This window comes from Pseudomonas anuradhapurensis (assembly GCF_014269225.2).
Classification (GTDB): Bacteria; Pseudomonadota; Gammaproteobacteria; order Pseudomonadales; family Pseudomonadaceae; genus Aquipseudomonas; species Aquipseudomonas anuradhapurensis.
In genome coordinates this window covers 3,911,052-3,924,474 of record NZ_CP077097.1, presented here as the reverse complement: position 1 = coordinate 3,924,474, position 13,423 = coordinate 3,911,052, and the positions used below count along the sequence as shown (strand labels likewise).

16 protein-coding genes are annotated in these 13,423 nt (G+C 65.8%); 10 read left to right on the top strand and 6 right to left on the bottom strand.

The window, feature by feature from the left end:
• Positions 1-201: 201 nt before the first annotated feature.
• From rnd to HU763_RS17960, 3 genes are read left to right on the top strand one after another with little or no spacing between them, the layout of a single operon-like run.
• Positions 202-1,335: a ribonuclease D gene (gene rnd, locus HU763_RS17970; protein ID WP_186687865.1), complete on the top strand. Its 1,134-nt coding sequence runs from the start codon at positions 202-204 to the stop codon at positions 1,333-1,335.
• The gene (locus HU763_RS17965; protein ID WP_170031445.1) at positions 1,332-1,625 is read left to right on the top strand and encodes a YcgL domain-containing protein; all 294 of its coding nucleotides are present in this window, start codon (positions 1,332-1,334) and stop codon (positions 1,623-1,625) included. The genes rnd and HU763_RS17965 overlap by 4 nt, the downstream gene beginning before the upstream one ends.
• A gap of 2 nt (positions 1,626-1,627) precedes the next feature.
• Entirely contained in the window at positions 1,628-2,560 is a 933-nt protein-coding gene (locus HU763_RS17960; protein ID WP_186687863.1) for a D-2-hydroxyacid dehydrogenase, read from the top strand.
• Between the two features lie 68 nt (positions 2,561-2,628).
• Here the strand turns inward: HU763_RS17960 and HU763_RS17955 are convergent, their stop codons facing one another.
• Positions 2,629-3,222: a nitroreductase family protein gene (locus tag HU763_RS17955; protein ID WP_186687861.1), complete on the bottom strand. Its 594-nt coding sequence runs from the start codon at positions 3,220-3,222 to the stop codon at positions 2,629-2,631.
• A gap of 144 nt (positions 3,223-3,366) precedes the next feature.
• On the opposite strand from HU763_RS17955, the gene HU763_RS17950 reads away from it, so the two are divergent.
• The gene (locus HU763_RS17950; RefSeq protein WP_170031436.1) at positions 3,367-3,816 is read left to right on the top strand and encodes a YcgN family cysteine cluster protein; all 450 of its coding nucleotides are present in this window, start codon (positions 3,367-3,369) and stop codon (positions 3,814-3,816) included.
• A gap of 39 nt (positions 3,817-3,855) precedes the next feature.
• Positions 3,856-5,061, top strand: coding sequence for a hypothetical protein (locus tag HU763_RS17945; RefSeq protein WP_170031433.1), 1,206 nt, complete (start codon positions 3,856-3,858; stop codon positions 5,059-5,061).
• 70 nt (positions 5,062-5,131) lie between these two features.
• On the opposite strand, the gene HU763_RS17940 is transcribed toward HU763_RS17945, so the two are convergent.
• The 3 genes from HU763_RS17940 to HU763_RS17930 all read right to left on the bottom strand — a co-directional run bounded on the left by HU763_RS17940 (position 5,132) and on the right by HU763_RS17930 (position 6,448).
• Positions 5,132-5,473, bottom strand: coding sequence for a YgaP family membrane protein (locus tag HU763_RS17940; RefSeq protein ID WP_170031429.1), 342 nt, complete (start codon positions 5,471-5,473; stop codon positions 5,132-5,134).
• A gap of 62 nt (positions 5,474-5,535) precedes the next feature.
• Positions 5,536-6,006 carry an RNA methyltransferase gene (locus HU763_RS17935; RefSeq protein ID WP_028693028.1) on the bottom strand — a complete coding sequence of 157 codons (471 nt, stop codon included), beginning with the start codon at positions 6,004-6,006 and terminating at the stop codon, positions 5,536-5,538.
• A gap of 70 nt (positions 6,007-6,076) precedes the next feature.
• Positions 6,077-6,448 carry a YajD family HNH nuclease gene (locus HU763_RS17930; RefSeq protein WP_003259546.1) on the bottom strand — a complete coding sequence of 124 codons (372 nt, stop codon included), beginning with the start codon at positions 6,446-6,448 and terminating at the stop codon, positions 6,077-6,079.
• A 132-nt stretch (positions 6,449-6,580) separates the two neighbouring features.
• Here HU763_RS17930 and HU763_RS17925 point away from each other — a divergent pair, with 132 nt between their 5' ends.
• Positions 6,581-6,859, top strand: a complete 279-nt coding sequence (locus HU763_RS17925; RefSeq protein WP_186687859.1) for a hypothetical protein — start codon at positions 6,581-6,583, stop codon at positions 6,857-6,859.
• A 94-nt stretch (positions 6,860-6,953) separates the two neighbouring features.
• Here HU763_RS17925 and HU763_RS17920 read toward each other — a convergent pair whose 3' ends face one another.
• Positions 6,954-8,996: a S9 family peptidase gene (locus HU763_RS17920; protein ID WP_186687857.1), complete on the bottom strand. Its 2,043-nt coding sequence runs from the start codon at positions 8,994-8,996 to the stop codon at positions 6,954-6,956.
• Positions 8,997-9,088: 92 nt separating this feature from the next.
• Here HU763_RS17920 and HU763_RS17915 point away from each other — a divergent pair, with 92 nt between their 5' ends.
• From HU763_RS17915 to HU763_RS17905, 3 genes are read left to right on the top strand one after another with little or no spacing between them, the layout of a single operon-like run.
• Positions 9,089-9,586: an MFS transporter gene (locus tag HU763_RS17915; RefSeq protein ID WP_186687855.1), complete on the top strand. Its 498-nt coding sequence runs from the start codon at positions 9,089-9,091 to the stop codon at positions 9,584-9,586.
• A gap of 14 nt (positions 9,587-9,600) precedes the next feature.
• Positions 9,601-10,374, top strand: a complete 774-nt coding sequence (locus HU763_RS17910) for a class II glutamine amidotransferase (RefSeq protein ID WP_186687852.1) — start codon at positions 9,601-9,603, stop codon at positions 10,372-10,374.
• A gap of 9 nt (positions 10,375-10,383) precedes the next feature.
• Entirely contained in the window at positions 10,384-10,905 is a 522-nt protein-coding gene (locus HU763_RS17905) for a DUF2937 family protein (protein WP_186687850.1), read from the top strand.
• 187 nt (positions 10,906-11,092) lie between these two features.
• Here HU763_RS17905 and HU763_RS17900 read toward each other — a convergent pair whose 3' ends face one another.
• Positions 11,093-12,004 (bottom strand): LysR family transcriptional regulator, encoded by a 912-nt coding sequence (locus HU763_RS17900; protein WP_186687847.1) that lies wholly within the window; start codon positions 12,002-12,004, stop codon positions 11,093-11,095.
• Between the two features lie 128 nt (positions 12,005-12,132).
• Between HU763_RS17900 and HU763_RS17895 the strand changes: the two genes are divergently transcribed.
• Entirely contained in the window at positions 12,133-13,419 is a 1,287-nt protein-coding gene (locus tag HU763_RS17895; RefSeq protein ID WP_186687844.1) for an MFS transporter, read from the top strand.
• The last annotated feature ends 4 nt before the right edge of the window (positions 13,420-13,423 follow it).

Sequence of the window (13,423 nt, the reverse complement as noted above, 5' to 3'; positions counted from 1 at the left end):
AGCGGGCGTGCCCGCGAACACGGGCGAAGCCCGTGCCAGCCACCGTGATGCCTGCTTCGCGGGCTTGCCCGCTCCCACAGTGATCGCGCGATCTTCTGAGTATGCACAACAGCACCACTGATCGATATCAAGGATGGCCCGGGTTTCACCAGCAGTGCCCGCGCCGTATATACTGCGCGCCAATGTTAGTGGGAGAGCCTCGTGGCCATCGAAATACACTGGATCCGTGACGACCAGAGCCTGGCCGAACACTGCCGGAACTGGCACGAACTGCCCTTCGTCGCCGTCGATACCGAATTCATGCGGGTCGACACCTTCTACCCCAAGGCCGGGCTGATCCAGATCGGCGACGGCCAGCGTGCGTTCCTGATCGACCCGCTGCTGATCGGTAACTGGCAACCCTTGGCCGAGCTGCTCGAGGACAGCAGCGTGGTCAAGGTGCTGCATGCCTGCAGCGAAGACCTCGAAGTGCTGCTGCGCCTGACCGGCAAGCTGCCACAACCGCTGTTCGACACCCAGTTGGCAGCCGGCTACCTGAACTTGGGCTTCTCCATGGGCTATTCGCGCCTGGTGCAGGAAGTGCTGGGCATCGATCTGCCCAAGGGTGAAACCCGCTCCGACTGGCTGCAGCGCCCGCTCTCCGACACCCAGGTCAGCTATGCCGCCGAGGATGCCGTGCACCTGGCCGAGCTGTTCAGCGTGTTGCGCCCGCGCCTGTCCGACGACAAGTACGCCTGGGTGCTGGAAGACGGCGCCGAGCTGGTCGCCCAGCTGCGCCGCGAAGTCGAGCCCGAAAGCCTGTACCGCGACGTCAAGCTGGCCTGGAAGCTGGCGCCCCAGCAACTGGCGGTGCTGCGCGAACTGTGCGCCTGGCGTGAGCGCGAGGCGCGCAACCGCGATGTGCCGCGCAACCGCATCCTCAAGGAGCACTCGCTGTGGCCGATGGCCAAGAGCCAGCCGAACAACCTGTCGGCGCTGGCCAAGATCGACGAGATGCACCCGCGCACCATTCGCCAGGACGGTGAGTTCCTCATCCAGCTGATCAAGCGTGCCGCCAGCCTGCCACCCGAGCAGTGGCCGCCGGCCTTGCCCGAGCCGCTGCCGATCGAGGCTGCCGGCATCCTCAAGCAGTTGCGTGCCATCGGCCAGGCCGAAGGCGAGCGGCTGGGCATCGCCCCCGAGCTGATGCTGCGCAAGAAAGCCCTGGAAGCGCTGCTCAAGAGCGGCTACCCCAATGGCCCTTATCAACTGCCCGATTCGCTGCGCGGCTGGCGCCGTGAGCGCATGGGCCAGGCCCTGCTGGACAGCCTGGCAGGCGCCGGAGAGACCCGATGAAACGCATTTGCTCGATCTACAAGAGCCCACGCAAGAACGAAATGTACCTGTACGTGCTCAAGGCCGATGGCCTGCAGCGCGTGCCCGAAGGCCTGCTGCCATTCTTCGGCACCCCCATGCACGCCTTCGACCTGGTGCTGACCCCCGAGCGCAAGCTGGCCCGCGAAGACATCGCCAAGGTACTGGAAAACCTCGACAACCAGGGCTACCACCTGCAAATGCCGCCCCCCGAAGACGACTACATCGAGCACCTGCCCGAAGAGTTGCTGCGCCGTAACGACCCGGCCTGATCATGCGTGTACTGATTGCTGAGCATGATCATGCTCGTTACGCCGAGATCCTGCGTGCCGCCGCGCCTGAGCTGGAAGTGCTGACCAGCGGCGACTCCGCCGAACTGGCCCGCCAGGCACCGCAGTGCCCGGTGTGGCTGGGCCAGCCCGACCTGCTGGCCAGCCTGTTGCGCCAGGGCCACAAGCCGGCCTGGATGCAATCCACCTGGGCCGGCATCACTCCGCTGCTGGCCGAGGGCCTGCCGCGCGACTATCGCCTGACCCGCGCCGTGGGCATCTTTGGCCAGGTCATGGCCGAGTACATGCTCACCTACATGCTTGGCCACGAGCGCGAGGTGCTGTCGCGCCTGGTCAGCCAGGTCGAACGGCGTTGGGACGACCGCCCGGGGCGGACCCTGGAAGGGCGCAAGGTGCTGATCGTCGGCACCGGCGACATTGGCCAGCGGGTGGCCGAGTTCCTGCAGCCGTTTGGCGTGATCCTGTACGGTGTCGCCAGCAGCGCGCGGGAACAGGCGCCGTTTGTCGAAGTGGCCGCGTTGGCCGACCTGCCGCGCCTGGTTGGCCAGGTCGACTATGTGCTCAACCTGCTGCCGGACACCCCGGCCACCCACGACCTGTATGACGCGGCGCTGTTCAAGTGCTTCCAGCCCAGCGCGCTGTTCATCAATGCCGGGCGTGGGGCGGCGGTGGTCGACGCCGACCTGGTCGCGGCGTTAAAGGACGGCCACCTGGCCGGGGCGGTGATCGATGTCTGCCGCCAGGAGCCACTGCCCAGGCAGCACCCGTTCTGGACCGCCTGGGGCCTGTTGCTGACCGGGCACAGCTCGGCACCCACCTCGCCGACGGCGATGGTGCGGTTGTTTGTCGATAATCTGCAGGCGTATGTGGCGGGGCAAGGGTTGCGGGGCGAAGTGGACTTTGCACGTGGCTACTGATTGGTAATACCTGTACGTCCTCTTCGCGGGCAAGCCCGCGAAGAGGCCGGTATCGCAAAAAGCAGGCCTTACAGGCTGAAATCACCCTCGGCCGCCAGCTCGCTCAGCGGCTTGCGCGGGCTTGGCACTTCGCGCGCCTGCAGGGCCTCGTCCAGGCTGGCCTTGTCGCCCAGCTTGCCGATCGCCACCATAGCGTGCAGCACATAGCCTTCCGGCACTTTCAGCTCTTGGCGAGCCAGGGCTTGGTCGAAGCCGGCCATGCCATGGGTGTGCCAGCCGCTGATGCTGGCTTGCAGGGCCAGGTGACCCCAGGCCGAACCGGTGTCGAAGGTATGCCACAGCGCTGGTTTTTCTTCCGTGGCACCGGGGGCGGCGAAGGTGGTCTTGGACATGATCAGCACCAGCGCCGAGGCGCGCTGCGCCCAATTGCGGTTGGCCGGCACCAGCAGGCTCAGGTAGCGCTCCCAGTGCGGGGTGTCACGGCGGGCATAGAGGAAGCGCCAGGGCTGCGAGTTGTTCGCCGACGGCGCCCAACGTGCGGCTTCGAGGAAGCTCAGCAGGGTCTCTTCGCTGATCGGCTCGGCGGTGAAAGCGCGTGGCGACCAGCGGTTGATGAATTGTTCGTTGATGGCGTAATCGGCAACGCGAGGGTTGGCGCTCATGGCGGTTCCTGCAAACGGACGGGAAACCCGCACGCTACTGCCTTGCGTCGCCACTGACAAGCGGTCTGGCTTTGCCGCGGGCCAGGCTCTAGACTGGCGCCGCCGCGCGCCGCGGCGCCAAGATGAATGCAGGATATCCGTGTCATGATCGCTGAAAACGCACCGTTCTGGCGGCGCAAGACCCTTGAGCAACTCAGCCCGCAGGAATGGGAGTCGCTGTGTGACGGCTGCGGCCTGTGCTGCCTGCAGAAGCTCGAGGACGAGGACGACAACAGCGTCTATTACACCCGCATCGCCTGCAAGCTGCTGGACCTGAACAGCTGCCAGTGCAGCGATTACCCCAACCGTTTCGCCCAGGTGCCAGATTGCATTCAGCTCACCCCGGGCAAGGCCGACCAGTTCAAGTGGCTGCCGAGCACCTGCGGCTACCGCCTGGTCAGCGAAGGCAAGGACCTGCCGGCCTGGCATCACCTGGTTTGTGGTGACCGCCAGCAGGTGCATGAACAGCGCATTTCCCAGGCTGGGCGTATGCTCAGCGAGCACGAGGTGCACGAAGACGACTGGGAAGACCACCTGATTTTCCGCGCCAGCTGACCGGCGCTGCCCGCTGTGCGGGATACAAGGAGTTTCGCTATGCGTTGCCAGCTGTTGTTGCTGTTGGGCCTTGTCGCCTGCTCGCCAGCCTGGGCGAAGAAGGTCGACCTGGACTACCAGGTGCGCCTGCTGCCGGCCACCGGCCAGGCGGAAGTCCGCCTTACCTTGGCCGACGGCAGTGCCGTGCGCAGCCTCGATTTCGACCTGGGCAAGGCCGGGGCCTACAGCGGTTTCCAGGCTGACGGCAAGTGGCAGGCGCAGGGCCAGCGTGGCGTGTGGCAGCCGGCTGCCGGCAAGACCAGCCTCAGCTACCGTGTGCAGCTGGAGCAGAAGCGCGGCGGTGCCTATTCGTCGCGCATCAACCCGCATTGGGCGCTGTTCCTCGGCGACCAGTTGGTACCGCCGGCGCACCTCGACCAGCAGGATGGCACCGAACTGGTGGCGCGCCTGGCGTTCGACCTGCCCGAGGGCTGGAACAGCGTCGAAACCGCCTGGCCACGCATCGGCAAGGACAAGTTCCGCATCGACAACGTATCGCGCCTGTTCGACCGCCCGACCGGCTGGATGCTTGCCGGCGACCTGGGCAGCCGCCGCGCGCGCCTGGGCGATACCGAGGTGACGGTGGCCGCGCCGGTGGGGCAGGGCATGCGGCGCATGGACAGCCTGACCTTGCTCACCTTCGTCTGGCCGCAATTGCAGGCGCTGTTCCCGCGTAACCCGCCAAAACTGCTGCTGGTCGGCGCCCGTGATGGCATGTGGCGCGGCGCCGCGGCGGCACACGGGTCGTTGTACCTGCACAGCGGCCGGCCGATGGTGAGCGAGAACGGCAGCAGCCCTCTACTGCGCGAAGTGGTGCAACTGTTTGCGCAGATCCATGGGCGCGACGGCAGCGACTGGCTGGTGGAAAGCCTGACCGACTACTACGCCAGCGAGCTGCTGCGCCGTTCGGGCGGGATAAGCGATGACCGCTACCAGGCCTGGCAGGCGCGTCTGAGCAAGCAGGGCGCCAAGGTCACCCGGCTCAAAGGCGAGCATGCCAGCCCGGCGCAGGTGGCGCGCGGGGTAATGCTGTTGCAGGCGCTGGACACGGAAATTCGCATCCACACCCAGGCCAGGCGCTCGCTCGACGATGTGGTGCGCGGGCTGATGCGCCTGCCCGGTGTCAGCACCGAAGACTTCGTGCAGATCAGCGAGAACGTGCTGGGGCGGCAGTCGGAGGTGTTGCAGAGCAAGGCGTTGCGCTAGGCCTCTGCATTGCCTGTGCCGGCCCTTTCGCGGGCGCGCCCGCGAAAGGGCCGGCACAGGCAATGCAGGATCAACTGCCAGCCAACGGGTCCTTCCCGGTCACCGTCACCCCGCGCGTCGCCGCCTCGGCACTGGCCTTCAAGGCCTGCAGTTCGGAGGCACTGCGCTCGATGTCCGAGCGCAAGCGGTGATATTCCTGCCGGTGGCGCTGCCACCAGGCCTTGGTCGCGCAGTGCCCGGTGAAGCCGCGGGCCAGCGCCAGGCCGCCCACGGCAACCTGCAACAGGCCGACCAGGCCGCCGTGGCGCAGCCCCTTGCTGACCATCAAGGCGCCGCCCGCCAGCGAACTGGCGCGCTCAAGCCCATGAACGTTGTTGTCCTGCGATGTTGCAGCCGAATGGATATCCAGCATGGCGAGGCCTCCGTGTGACGTGTAAGCAGCTGACCTGCCGGCTGCCGCCATCGTTCAGTCGGCTATTTGAACTTGGGCCCCGAACGGGTATTCAGGCCCTTGGCCATGCGGTCATACAGCACCACGTTCACTGTCGCCGCCAGGTTCATGCAACCTTCGGTCGGAATGTAGATGGTCTCTTCACACCAGCCCCGCACATCCTCGCTCAACGAGCCATCCTCGGGCCCGAAGATGTAGATGGCCCGGTCCGGGTGGGTGTATTCCGGCAATGGCCGCGCACCTTCCACCAGCTCCACCGCCACCGGCGTGCAGCCCAGCGGGATGATGCGTTGCAGGTCGTCGATGCCGATCAGCGGGATGTCGTAGTGCACGCGCTTGGTATCGGTGACGAAGTCACGGGCGCGTTCGTAGCGTTTGCCGGTATAGAACACCGAGTTGACACCGTAGCAACCCGCGGCGCGCATGACCGAGCCGACGTTTTCCGCCGACTTGGGGTTGAACAGGCCGATGCAGCTGTATCGTTTGTTTGCCACGTACCGGGGCCCTTCGCAAAAAAGCGCGATTATACGGGCTGCCCGGTAGCAGCGGGGGGCCAATCGATGGTCAGTCCTTCTTCAGCATGCCTGCCAGCCCGGCGAACGGGTTGTGGGTGGCCTTGGCGATGCTCGGCGTGCTGGTGGAGCCTTCGCTGAAGTACTGCTGGTCGGTGTAGCGCGAATGCTCGTTGTCGTGGCAATACAGGCACAGCAGCTCCCAGTTGGAGCCGTCCTGCGGGTTGTTGTCGTGGTTGTGGTCGCGGTGGTGCACGGTCAGCTCGCTCAGGCGCTTGCCGGAGAACTCGCGGGCGCAGCGGCCGCACACGTGCGGGTACATTTTTAGGGCCTTGTCGCGGTAGCCCATTTCCTTGTCGCGCTTGGCATCGGCCAGAATGCGGTCCAGGCGCGCAGTAGCGGCGGCGGAAGAGGTGGAGCTCATGGTGTTTCCTTCGTTCTGGTCAGGCGAATGACGGTTATGCCCCTGAGTCTAGCGCGCTTGCACGGCTGGCGGACAGGCGAAAACCGGAATATCGGCGTAGCCTGTAGGAAGGTTCCCGACAGGAGGTTGCTGATGTTTCGCGCGATCCTCGCCGTGCTGGTGCTGGCTGGCCTGCCCATGGCCGAAGCTGCCAGCACACCGCCCCGGTTGACCACGCCAGTGCCCGGTGCACCGGGTACACCAACGCCCACGCCCTACCCGCAGATCACCCCGAGTACACCGCCCAAGGCCTACGACAGCCAGCCCGGGGCACCGTTGTTGCCGCCCATGCCGGTGCCTGGGCCGCCGAAAGACCAGCCTTTGCCGGGGTTGCGGCAGGAGCCGCAGAAGCCGGTGGTACCGGATGATTGACTTGGGGGGGCGAGCCTGGGGCGCAGCTCAGGATTGCGATCGGTTGTAGGAGCGGCCTTGTGTCGCGAAGGGGCGCAAAGCGCCCCCAGCCAGCTCAAGCTACACCCAGCTGGCCAAACACGAACGCATATTCCAGGGCCACGTCCTTCAGCCCCTGGTAGCGCCCGCTCATCCCGCCGTGCCCGGCGCCCATCTCGGTCTTGAGCAGCAGCAGGTTGCTGTCGGTCTTGCGCGTGCGTAGCCGCGCCACCCACTTGGCCGCTTCCCAGTACTGCACGCGGCTGTCGTTGTAACCAGCCACCACCAGCATCGCCGGGTAGGCCTGCGCCTTCACGTTTTCATACGGCGCGTAGGCCTTGATCCGCTCGTACACCTCTGGTTCTTCAGGGTTGCCCCATTCGTCGTACTCGGTCACGGTCAACGGCAGCTCAGGGTCGAGCATGGTGTTGAGCACGTCGACGAACGGCACTTCGGCAACCGCGCAACGGAACAGCTCGGGGCGCAGGTTGAGCACCGCGCCCATCAGCAGGCCACCGGCACTGCCGCCGCTGATGGCCAGGCGATCGGCGGCGGTCACGCCCACGGCGATCAGGTGCTCGGCACAGGCGATGAAGTCGCCGAAGCTGTTGTGCTTGTGCTCCTGCTTGCCGGCGCGGTACCAGGCTTCGCCCAGCTCGCCACCGCCGCGCACGTGGGCAATGGCAAAGGCCACGCCGCGCTCCAGCAGGCTCAGGCGCGCATGCGAGAACCACGGGTCGAGGCTTTCGCCATAGGCGCCGTAGCCGTACAGGTACAGCGGCACGGTCTGGCCCAGGTCCTGACGGCGGCGGACCAGGCTGATCGGCACCTGGGTACCGTCCGCTGCCGTGGCCCACAGGCGCTCGCTGACATAGTCATCGGCGTCGAACGGCCCCAGTACCGGGGTTTGCTTGAGCACCACCTGGGCGCCAGTGGCCAGTTCCAGCTGGCGCACCTGGGCCGGGCGGTTGAGCGCTTCGTAGCGCAGGCGCAGGCGCGGGCTGGCGAACTCCAGGCTGTCCTGCACGTACAAGCTGTAGGCCGCGTCGGGTAGCTCGACACGGTAGGCCGGCAGGCCCTGGGGGCGTACCTCGATGATCGGCAGGCCGCCTTCGCGCAGGCTCAGGGTCAGTGCCGTGGCATTCAGGCTGAGGCCTTCGAGCATGATCGCCTCACGGTGCGGCACCAGCACCTGCCATTGCGCGCGGCTTGGCACCGGTGTGGCCGGTGCGTGGTACAGGGCGAAGTTGATGCCGTCCTGGTTGGTGCGGATGAACCAGCGCCACTGGCCGTCGAGCTGGCCGTGGTCGGGGAAGTACTCGTGGCCCTCGACCCGTGGCGCCAGGCAGGTAAAGGGCGCCAGCGGCGTTTCGGCATCCAGTACCCAGGCTTCGCTGGTGGTCTTGCTGTTGAGCAGCAGCACCAGCTGGCGCTCGGAGCTGGTGCGGTAGCAGTGCAGGAAGAAGCGCCCGTCGGGCTCTTCGAACACGGTCTGCGCGCCAGCGCTGCCCAAGGTGTGGCGGCGCAGGCGCCAGGGCCGGTGGGTGTCGTCCAGTTCGGCGAAGAACAACGTCTGGCTGTCGTTGGCCCAGGTCAGGCTGCCGTCGCAGTCGTCGAAGGGCAGGGTGGTGACGTTGCCACTGGCCAGGTCCTTGACGTACAGGGTGAAGATTTCGTCGCCGCTGGTGTCGAGGCTGTAGGCCAGCAGGCGATGGTCAGGGCTGACGTTGAACGCGCCCAGCGACAGGAAGCCGCCATTGGCCAGGGCGTTGGGGTCGAGCAGCAATTGCTCCTGGCTTGCATCGACGGTGTTGGAGTCGTCGGCCGGGCGCGGGCAGCGGTAGTGACGCGGGTACTCGTCGCCGGCGGTGGTGCGGGTGTAGTAGAGGTAGGGGCCCCAGGGCGTCGGCAGCGACAGGTCGGTTTCCAGGATACGGCCCTTGATCTCTTCGAACAATTGCTCGCGCAGCGCGGCCTGGTCGGCCAGGCAGGCTTCCTGGTAGGCGTTTTCGGCTTGCAGGTAAGCCAGCACCTCGGGGCTGTCGCGCCGTTGCAGCCAGGCATAGGGGTCGGTGGCGTTGTCGGCATGGGCGATGGGTGGCTGAGGCTTGTTCGGCATCGGGGAACTCTTGGCTGGGGACAGGGAGACGCTGTCTGCGCCTGGAAAAGTGTTTATCATAGGCATCTCTTTGCCTGGCTTGCACGATCACCATGACCGAGAACGACTACACCCTGGCCTGGGGCCTATACGCGGTTGCCGCCCTGGGCTGCCTGCTGGTGGGCTTCAAACTCACCGGCTGGATGTGGCGCTGGCTGCGCGAACCGTTGCGGGTGGTGCTGGCGGTGCTGCTGCTGACCCCGACCATCGTCGACCCGGCCAAGGACAGCTTTGCCCCGGCCATTGCCATTACCGCACTGGACATCGCCTTCAAGGTCGGCAACAACGCCTGGCGCGCGGTGTCGGACTTTGCCATGTACGGCATGTTCGCCTTCAGCCTGTACTTCCTCTTCGTGGCGCTGCGCTGGCCGCTGGAAAAACGCGCCCGCGAACGCCGCGCCCAGGCCGAGACCGCGGCCCAGCGCCAGGCTGCCGAAGACGACGCGCTCGCTGCCCAGGCGCCGTTGGCCGCCGAGCGCCGCGACCGCTACCTTGACGACCCACGCCCTGCCGCCTTGCGTGGCGGTGGCCGGGTCGAGCCCCGTCTGTAAGCGGAGACACGCCGATGTGCGAACTGCTGGGCATGAGTGCCAACGTTCCCACCGATATCGTTTTCAGCTTTACCGGCCTGATGCAGCGCGGTGGCCGCACCGGCCCGCACCGCGACGGCTGGGGCATCGGCTTCTACGAAGGGCGTGGCCTGCGCCTGTTCCAGGACCCGGCCGCCAGCAGCGAGTCGGAAGTGGCCAACCTGGTGCAGCGCTACCCGATCAAGAGCGAAGTGGTCATCGGCCACATCCGCCAGGCTAACGTCGGCAAGGTGTGCCTGGCCAACACCCACCCCTTCGTGCGGGAAATGTGGGGCCGCAACTGGTGCTTCGCGCACAATGGCCAGCTGGGCGACTTCAAGGGCCAGGCCGGTTTCTACCGGCCGGTGGGCGACACCGACAGCGAAGCGGCCTTCTGCGACCTGCTCAACCGCATTCGTAGCAGCTTTCCCGAGCCGGTTGCGGTTGAACAGCTGCTGCCGGTGCTGGTCGAAGCCTGTGCCGGCTACCGGTCTCTGGGCGTGTTCAACTGCATGCTCAGCGACGGCGACTGGCTGTTCTGCTTCTGCTCGACCAAGCTGGTGCACATCACGCGGCGTGCACCCTTTGGTGCGGCGCGGTTGAAGGATGTCGACCTGATCGTTGATTTTCACACCGAAACCACCCCCAACGACGTGGTCACGGTCATCGCTACCGAGGCCCTGACCGAGAACGAGACCTGGCAGCGCTACGCGCCGGGACAATGGGCCCTGTGGCGGCACGGCGAATGCGTGGCGCACGGCCAGAGCTAAGGACGCTGCATGTTCAGAAGTTACCTGCGGTTGCTGCTGTTCACCTTCGGCCTGCTGGCCGGCATCCAGGTCCCGGGGCTGGTTAAGGATTACAGCCAGCGGGTCGAGGCGCACCTGTTCGAATCGCGCGAGGCACTGGATGGTTTCCGGCAGACGGCCGAGCGCTTCTTCAACGGTGACTTGCAGGCGCTGCTGCGGCACTACCGCAGCAGCGACGACCCGGTATTCCTCAGTGATGCCAACAGCATCGAAAGCCTGATGATTCGTAACGATCTGCTGGAAAGCGAATGGCAGGCGTTGCAAGGCTCATGGGCCGAACGTACCTGGCACGTGCTGGTGCAGGCCGACCCGCAAATGCGGGAAGAGACCCTGAACAGCTACAGCTATCAGATATTGCTGGTACCCGAGGCGGTTGGCTGGGGGCTGGGTGCAGGGTTCGTCCTGGCTTTCGTGGTGGAAAGCCTGCTGTTGGGGATTGGCTGGCTGATCCTGGGTGGGCGGCGCAGGGCGGTGAAAGAGAGCTGGCGCTGATTCACCTGCACTCATCCGTGGCCTGACGCGGTCCCTGTAGGAGCGGCCTTGTGTCGCGAAAGGGCCGCAAAGCGGCCCCAGGGTTCAGCAGCGATGCAGCAATTGCCGAGGCTGCTCTGCAGCCCTTTCGCGACACAAGGCCGCTCCTACAGGGACCGCGTCAGCCGGCCGCGAGAAAGCCAAACGCTCAGACCAATACAATCCGCTGCCCGCCCACATCCCGCGCATACCCTTGCAGCACTTGCCGGCACACCCCGACCACCTCATCCACCAACGCCACCCCGGTCTGCCAGGCCACTACCAGCTCAAGGCTTGGCGGCGGTTGCAGCCCTTGCAGCAACACCAGCTCACCGCGGCTCAACTCGGCATCCACCAGCGCCGGCGGCAACGCGCCAATGCCAAAGCCGTCGCGCAGCAACCGGGTAATCGCCGCCACCGAATTCACGCAGTTCAAGCGCGGCGTTTCGGCACCCGCGCCTTGTAGCAGGCTCAGCACCTCCTGGTGCGGCCGTGAGTTCTTCGAGAAGGTGATGATGCGCTCACGCCCAAGTTCGGCCAGGGAGGCATAGTCGCGGTGCTGCGGCGAGCCTGCCGCCACGATCCAGCCCATCGGGTAGCGCGCCAGGTCGAGGCTGCGGATCGATTGCTCGCGCACCAGGTCGGTCTGCAGGATCACGTCGAGAAAACCCTTCTGCAACTGCTCGCGCAGATTCAGTGCGGTGTCGGCCACCAGTTCGATCTCCACCTGCGGGTAGCGTTCGCTCAGCTCGGCCACCAGCGCGCTCATCCAGGTATGGATCACCGTGTCCATCACCCCGATGCGGATGCGCCCGACCTTGGCCCGGTCGCTGTCCAGTGACTGCTTCATGGCCTTGGCGGTGTCCAGCATGCGCTCGGCATACTCCAGCACCTTGCTCCCTTCCGGGGTCAGGCTGACCCCGCGCGAGTCGCGCAGCAGCAGCTTCACCCCCAGGTCGGCCTCCAGTGCGGCGATACGGCTGGACACCGAGGCCTGGGTGGTGAACAGCTTTTCCGCGGTCAGGCGGAAGCTCTTGAGCCGGGCAACCCAGACGAAGGTTTCGAGGAAACGAAGGTTCATGATCAGTTTTTCTTGTTCCAGACCGGCGGTTTTTCTCGTTGGACGCAGCTGGCGTGGCCTCTGAACAATGATGCCCAGGCCGCGACCCTGTGTCGCCCGTAAAACAATACCAACAAGCCGAGGCAACCATGAACCCCACCGGCGTGCAGCAGCAGGTCAGTCCCTCCTCATCGACCGGGCCATTCGCCTGGTACCGCGATATCGATTCCCAGCAACGACGCACCTTCTGGAGCTGCAAGATCGGCTATGGCCTGGATGGCATGGACACGCAGATGCTCAGCTTCGTCATCCCCACGCTGATCATGCTGTGGGGCATCAGCACCACCGAGGCCGGGCTGATCCACACCAGCACGCTGATCGCCTCGGCCGCCGGCGGCTGGATTGCCGGCATCCTCTCCGACCGCATCGGCCGGGTGCGCACCCTGCAACTGACCGTGCTGTGGTTCGCCTTCTTCACCTTCCTCTGCGGCTTCGCCCAGAACTACCAGCAGCTGCTGATCGCCCGTACCCTGATGGGCTTTGGCTTCGGGGGGGAATGGACCGCCGGCGCAGTGCTGATCGGCGAGGTGATCCGTGCCCAGGACCGTGGCAAGGCGGTGGGCATGGTGCAGTCCGGCTGGGCGCTTGGCTGGGGCCTCACCGCCATTCTCTACGCGCTGCTGTTTTCCTGGCTACCGGCAGAGCAGGCCTGGCGTGCGTTGTTCCTGTTGGGCCTGGTGCCGGCGATCTTCGTGATCTTCGTCCGCCGCCTGGTCAAGGACCCCGAGGTGTATCGCGAGGCCAAGGCCGTGGAAAGCGCCGAGGTGCCTTCGCGCTTCTACGAGATCTTCGCCCCGGGCATGCTCTGGACCACCGTGCGCGCGTCGCTGCTGACCACCGGTGCTTTGGGCGGCTACTACGCCATCACCTCGTGGCTGCCGACGTTCCTCAAGAGCGAACGCGGCCTGAGTGTGCTGGGCACCGGTGGCTACCTGGCCATGGTGATCGTCGGTTCCTACATCGGTTATGTGGTCAGCGCGTACCTGTCCGACCTGCTCGGGCGCAAGAAGAACTTCATCCTGTTTGCGGTGGGCTCGTTCGTCATCGTGCTGCTGTACACGCAAATGCCAGTCAGCGATGACGTGATGCTGTGGTTGGGGCTCCCGCTGGGCTTCTTCGCCTCGGGCATCTTCAGCGGCATGGGCGCGTTCCTCACCGAGCTGTTCCCCACCCGTATCCGCGGTTCGGGGCAGGGCTTCTGCTACAACATCGGCAAGGTCGTGGCGGCGCTGTTCCCACTGCTGATCGGCGTGCTCGGCCAGAAGGTGCCGCTGGGCCTGGGCATCGGCGTGTTCTCCGCGGTGTCCTACGGCGTGGTGATCCTGGCCGCATTGAGCCTGCCGGAAACCCGCGGCAAACAGCTGCAGGCGCGGTAAGGTA

Bases quoted from the DNA above. Each gene is read 5' to 3' on its own strand.
- HU763_RS17965 (WP_170031445.1), top strand. From the start codon at position 1,332: ATGAAACGCATTTGCTCGATCTACAAGAGCCCACGCAAGAACGAAATG.
- HU763_RS17960 (WP_186687863.1), top strand. From the start codon at position 1,628: ATGCGTGTACTGATTGCTGAGCATGATCATGCTCGTTACGCCGAGATC.
- HU763_RS17955 (WP_186687861.1), bottom strand. From the start codon at position 3,222: ATGAGCGCCAACCCTCGCGTTGCCGATTACGCCATCAACGAACAATTC.
- HU763_RS17950 (WP_170031436.1), top strand. From the start codon at position 3,367: ATGATCGCTGAAAACGCACCGTTCTGGCGGCGCAAGACCCTTGAGCAA.
- HU763_RS17945 (WP_170031433.1), top strand. From the start codon at position 3,856: ATGCGTTGCCAGCTGTTGTTGCTGTTGGGCCTTGTCGCCTGCTCGCCA.
- HU763_RS17940 (WP_170031429.1), bottom strand. From the start codon at position 5,473: ATGCTGGATATCCATTCGGCTGCAACATCGCAGGACAACAACGTTCAT.
- HU763_RS17930 (WP_003259546.1), bottom strand. From the start codon at position 6,448: ATGAGCTCCACCTCTTCCGCCGCCGCTACTGCGCGCCTGGACCGCATT.
- HU763_RS17925 (WP_186687859.1), top strand. From the start codon at position 6,581: ATGTTTCGCGCGATCCTCGCCGTGCTGGTGCTGGCTGGCCTGCCCATG.
- HU763_RS17920 (WP_186687857.1), bottom strand. From the start codon at position 8,996: ATGCCGAACAAGCCTCAGCCACCCATCGCCCATGCCGACAACGCCACC.
- HU763_RS17915 (WP_186687855.1), top strand. From the start codon at position 9,089: ATGACCGAGAACGACTACACCCTGGCCTGGGGCCTATACGCGGTTGCC.
- HU763_RS17910 (WP_186687852.1), top strand. From the start codon at position 9,601: ATGTGCGAACTGCTGGGCATGAGTGCCAACGTTCCCACCGATATCGTT.
- HU763_RS17905 (WP_186687850.1), top strand. From the start codon at position 10,384: ATGTTCAGAAGTTACCTGCGGTTGCTGCTGTTCACCTTCGGCCTGCTG.
- HU763_RS17900 (WP_186687847.1), bottom strand. From the start codon at position 12,004: ATGAACCTTCGTTTCCTCGAAACCTTCGTCTGGGTTGCCCGGCTCAAG.
- HU763_RS17895 (WP_186687844.1), top strand. From the start codon at position 12,133: ATGAACCCCACCGGCGTGCAGCAGCAGGTCAGTCCCTCCTCATCGACC.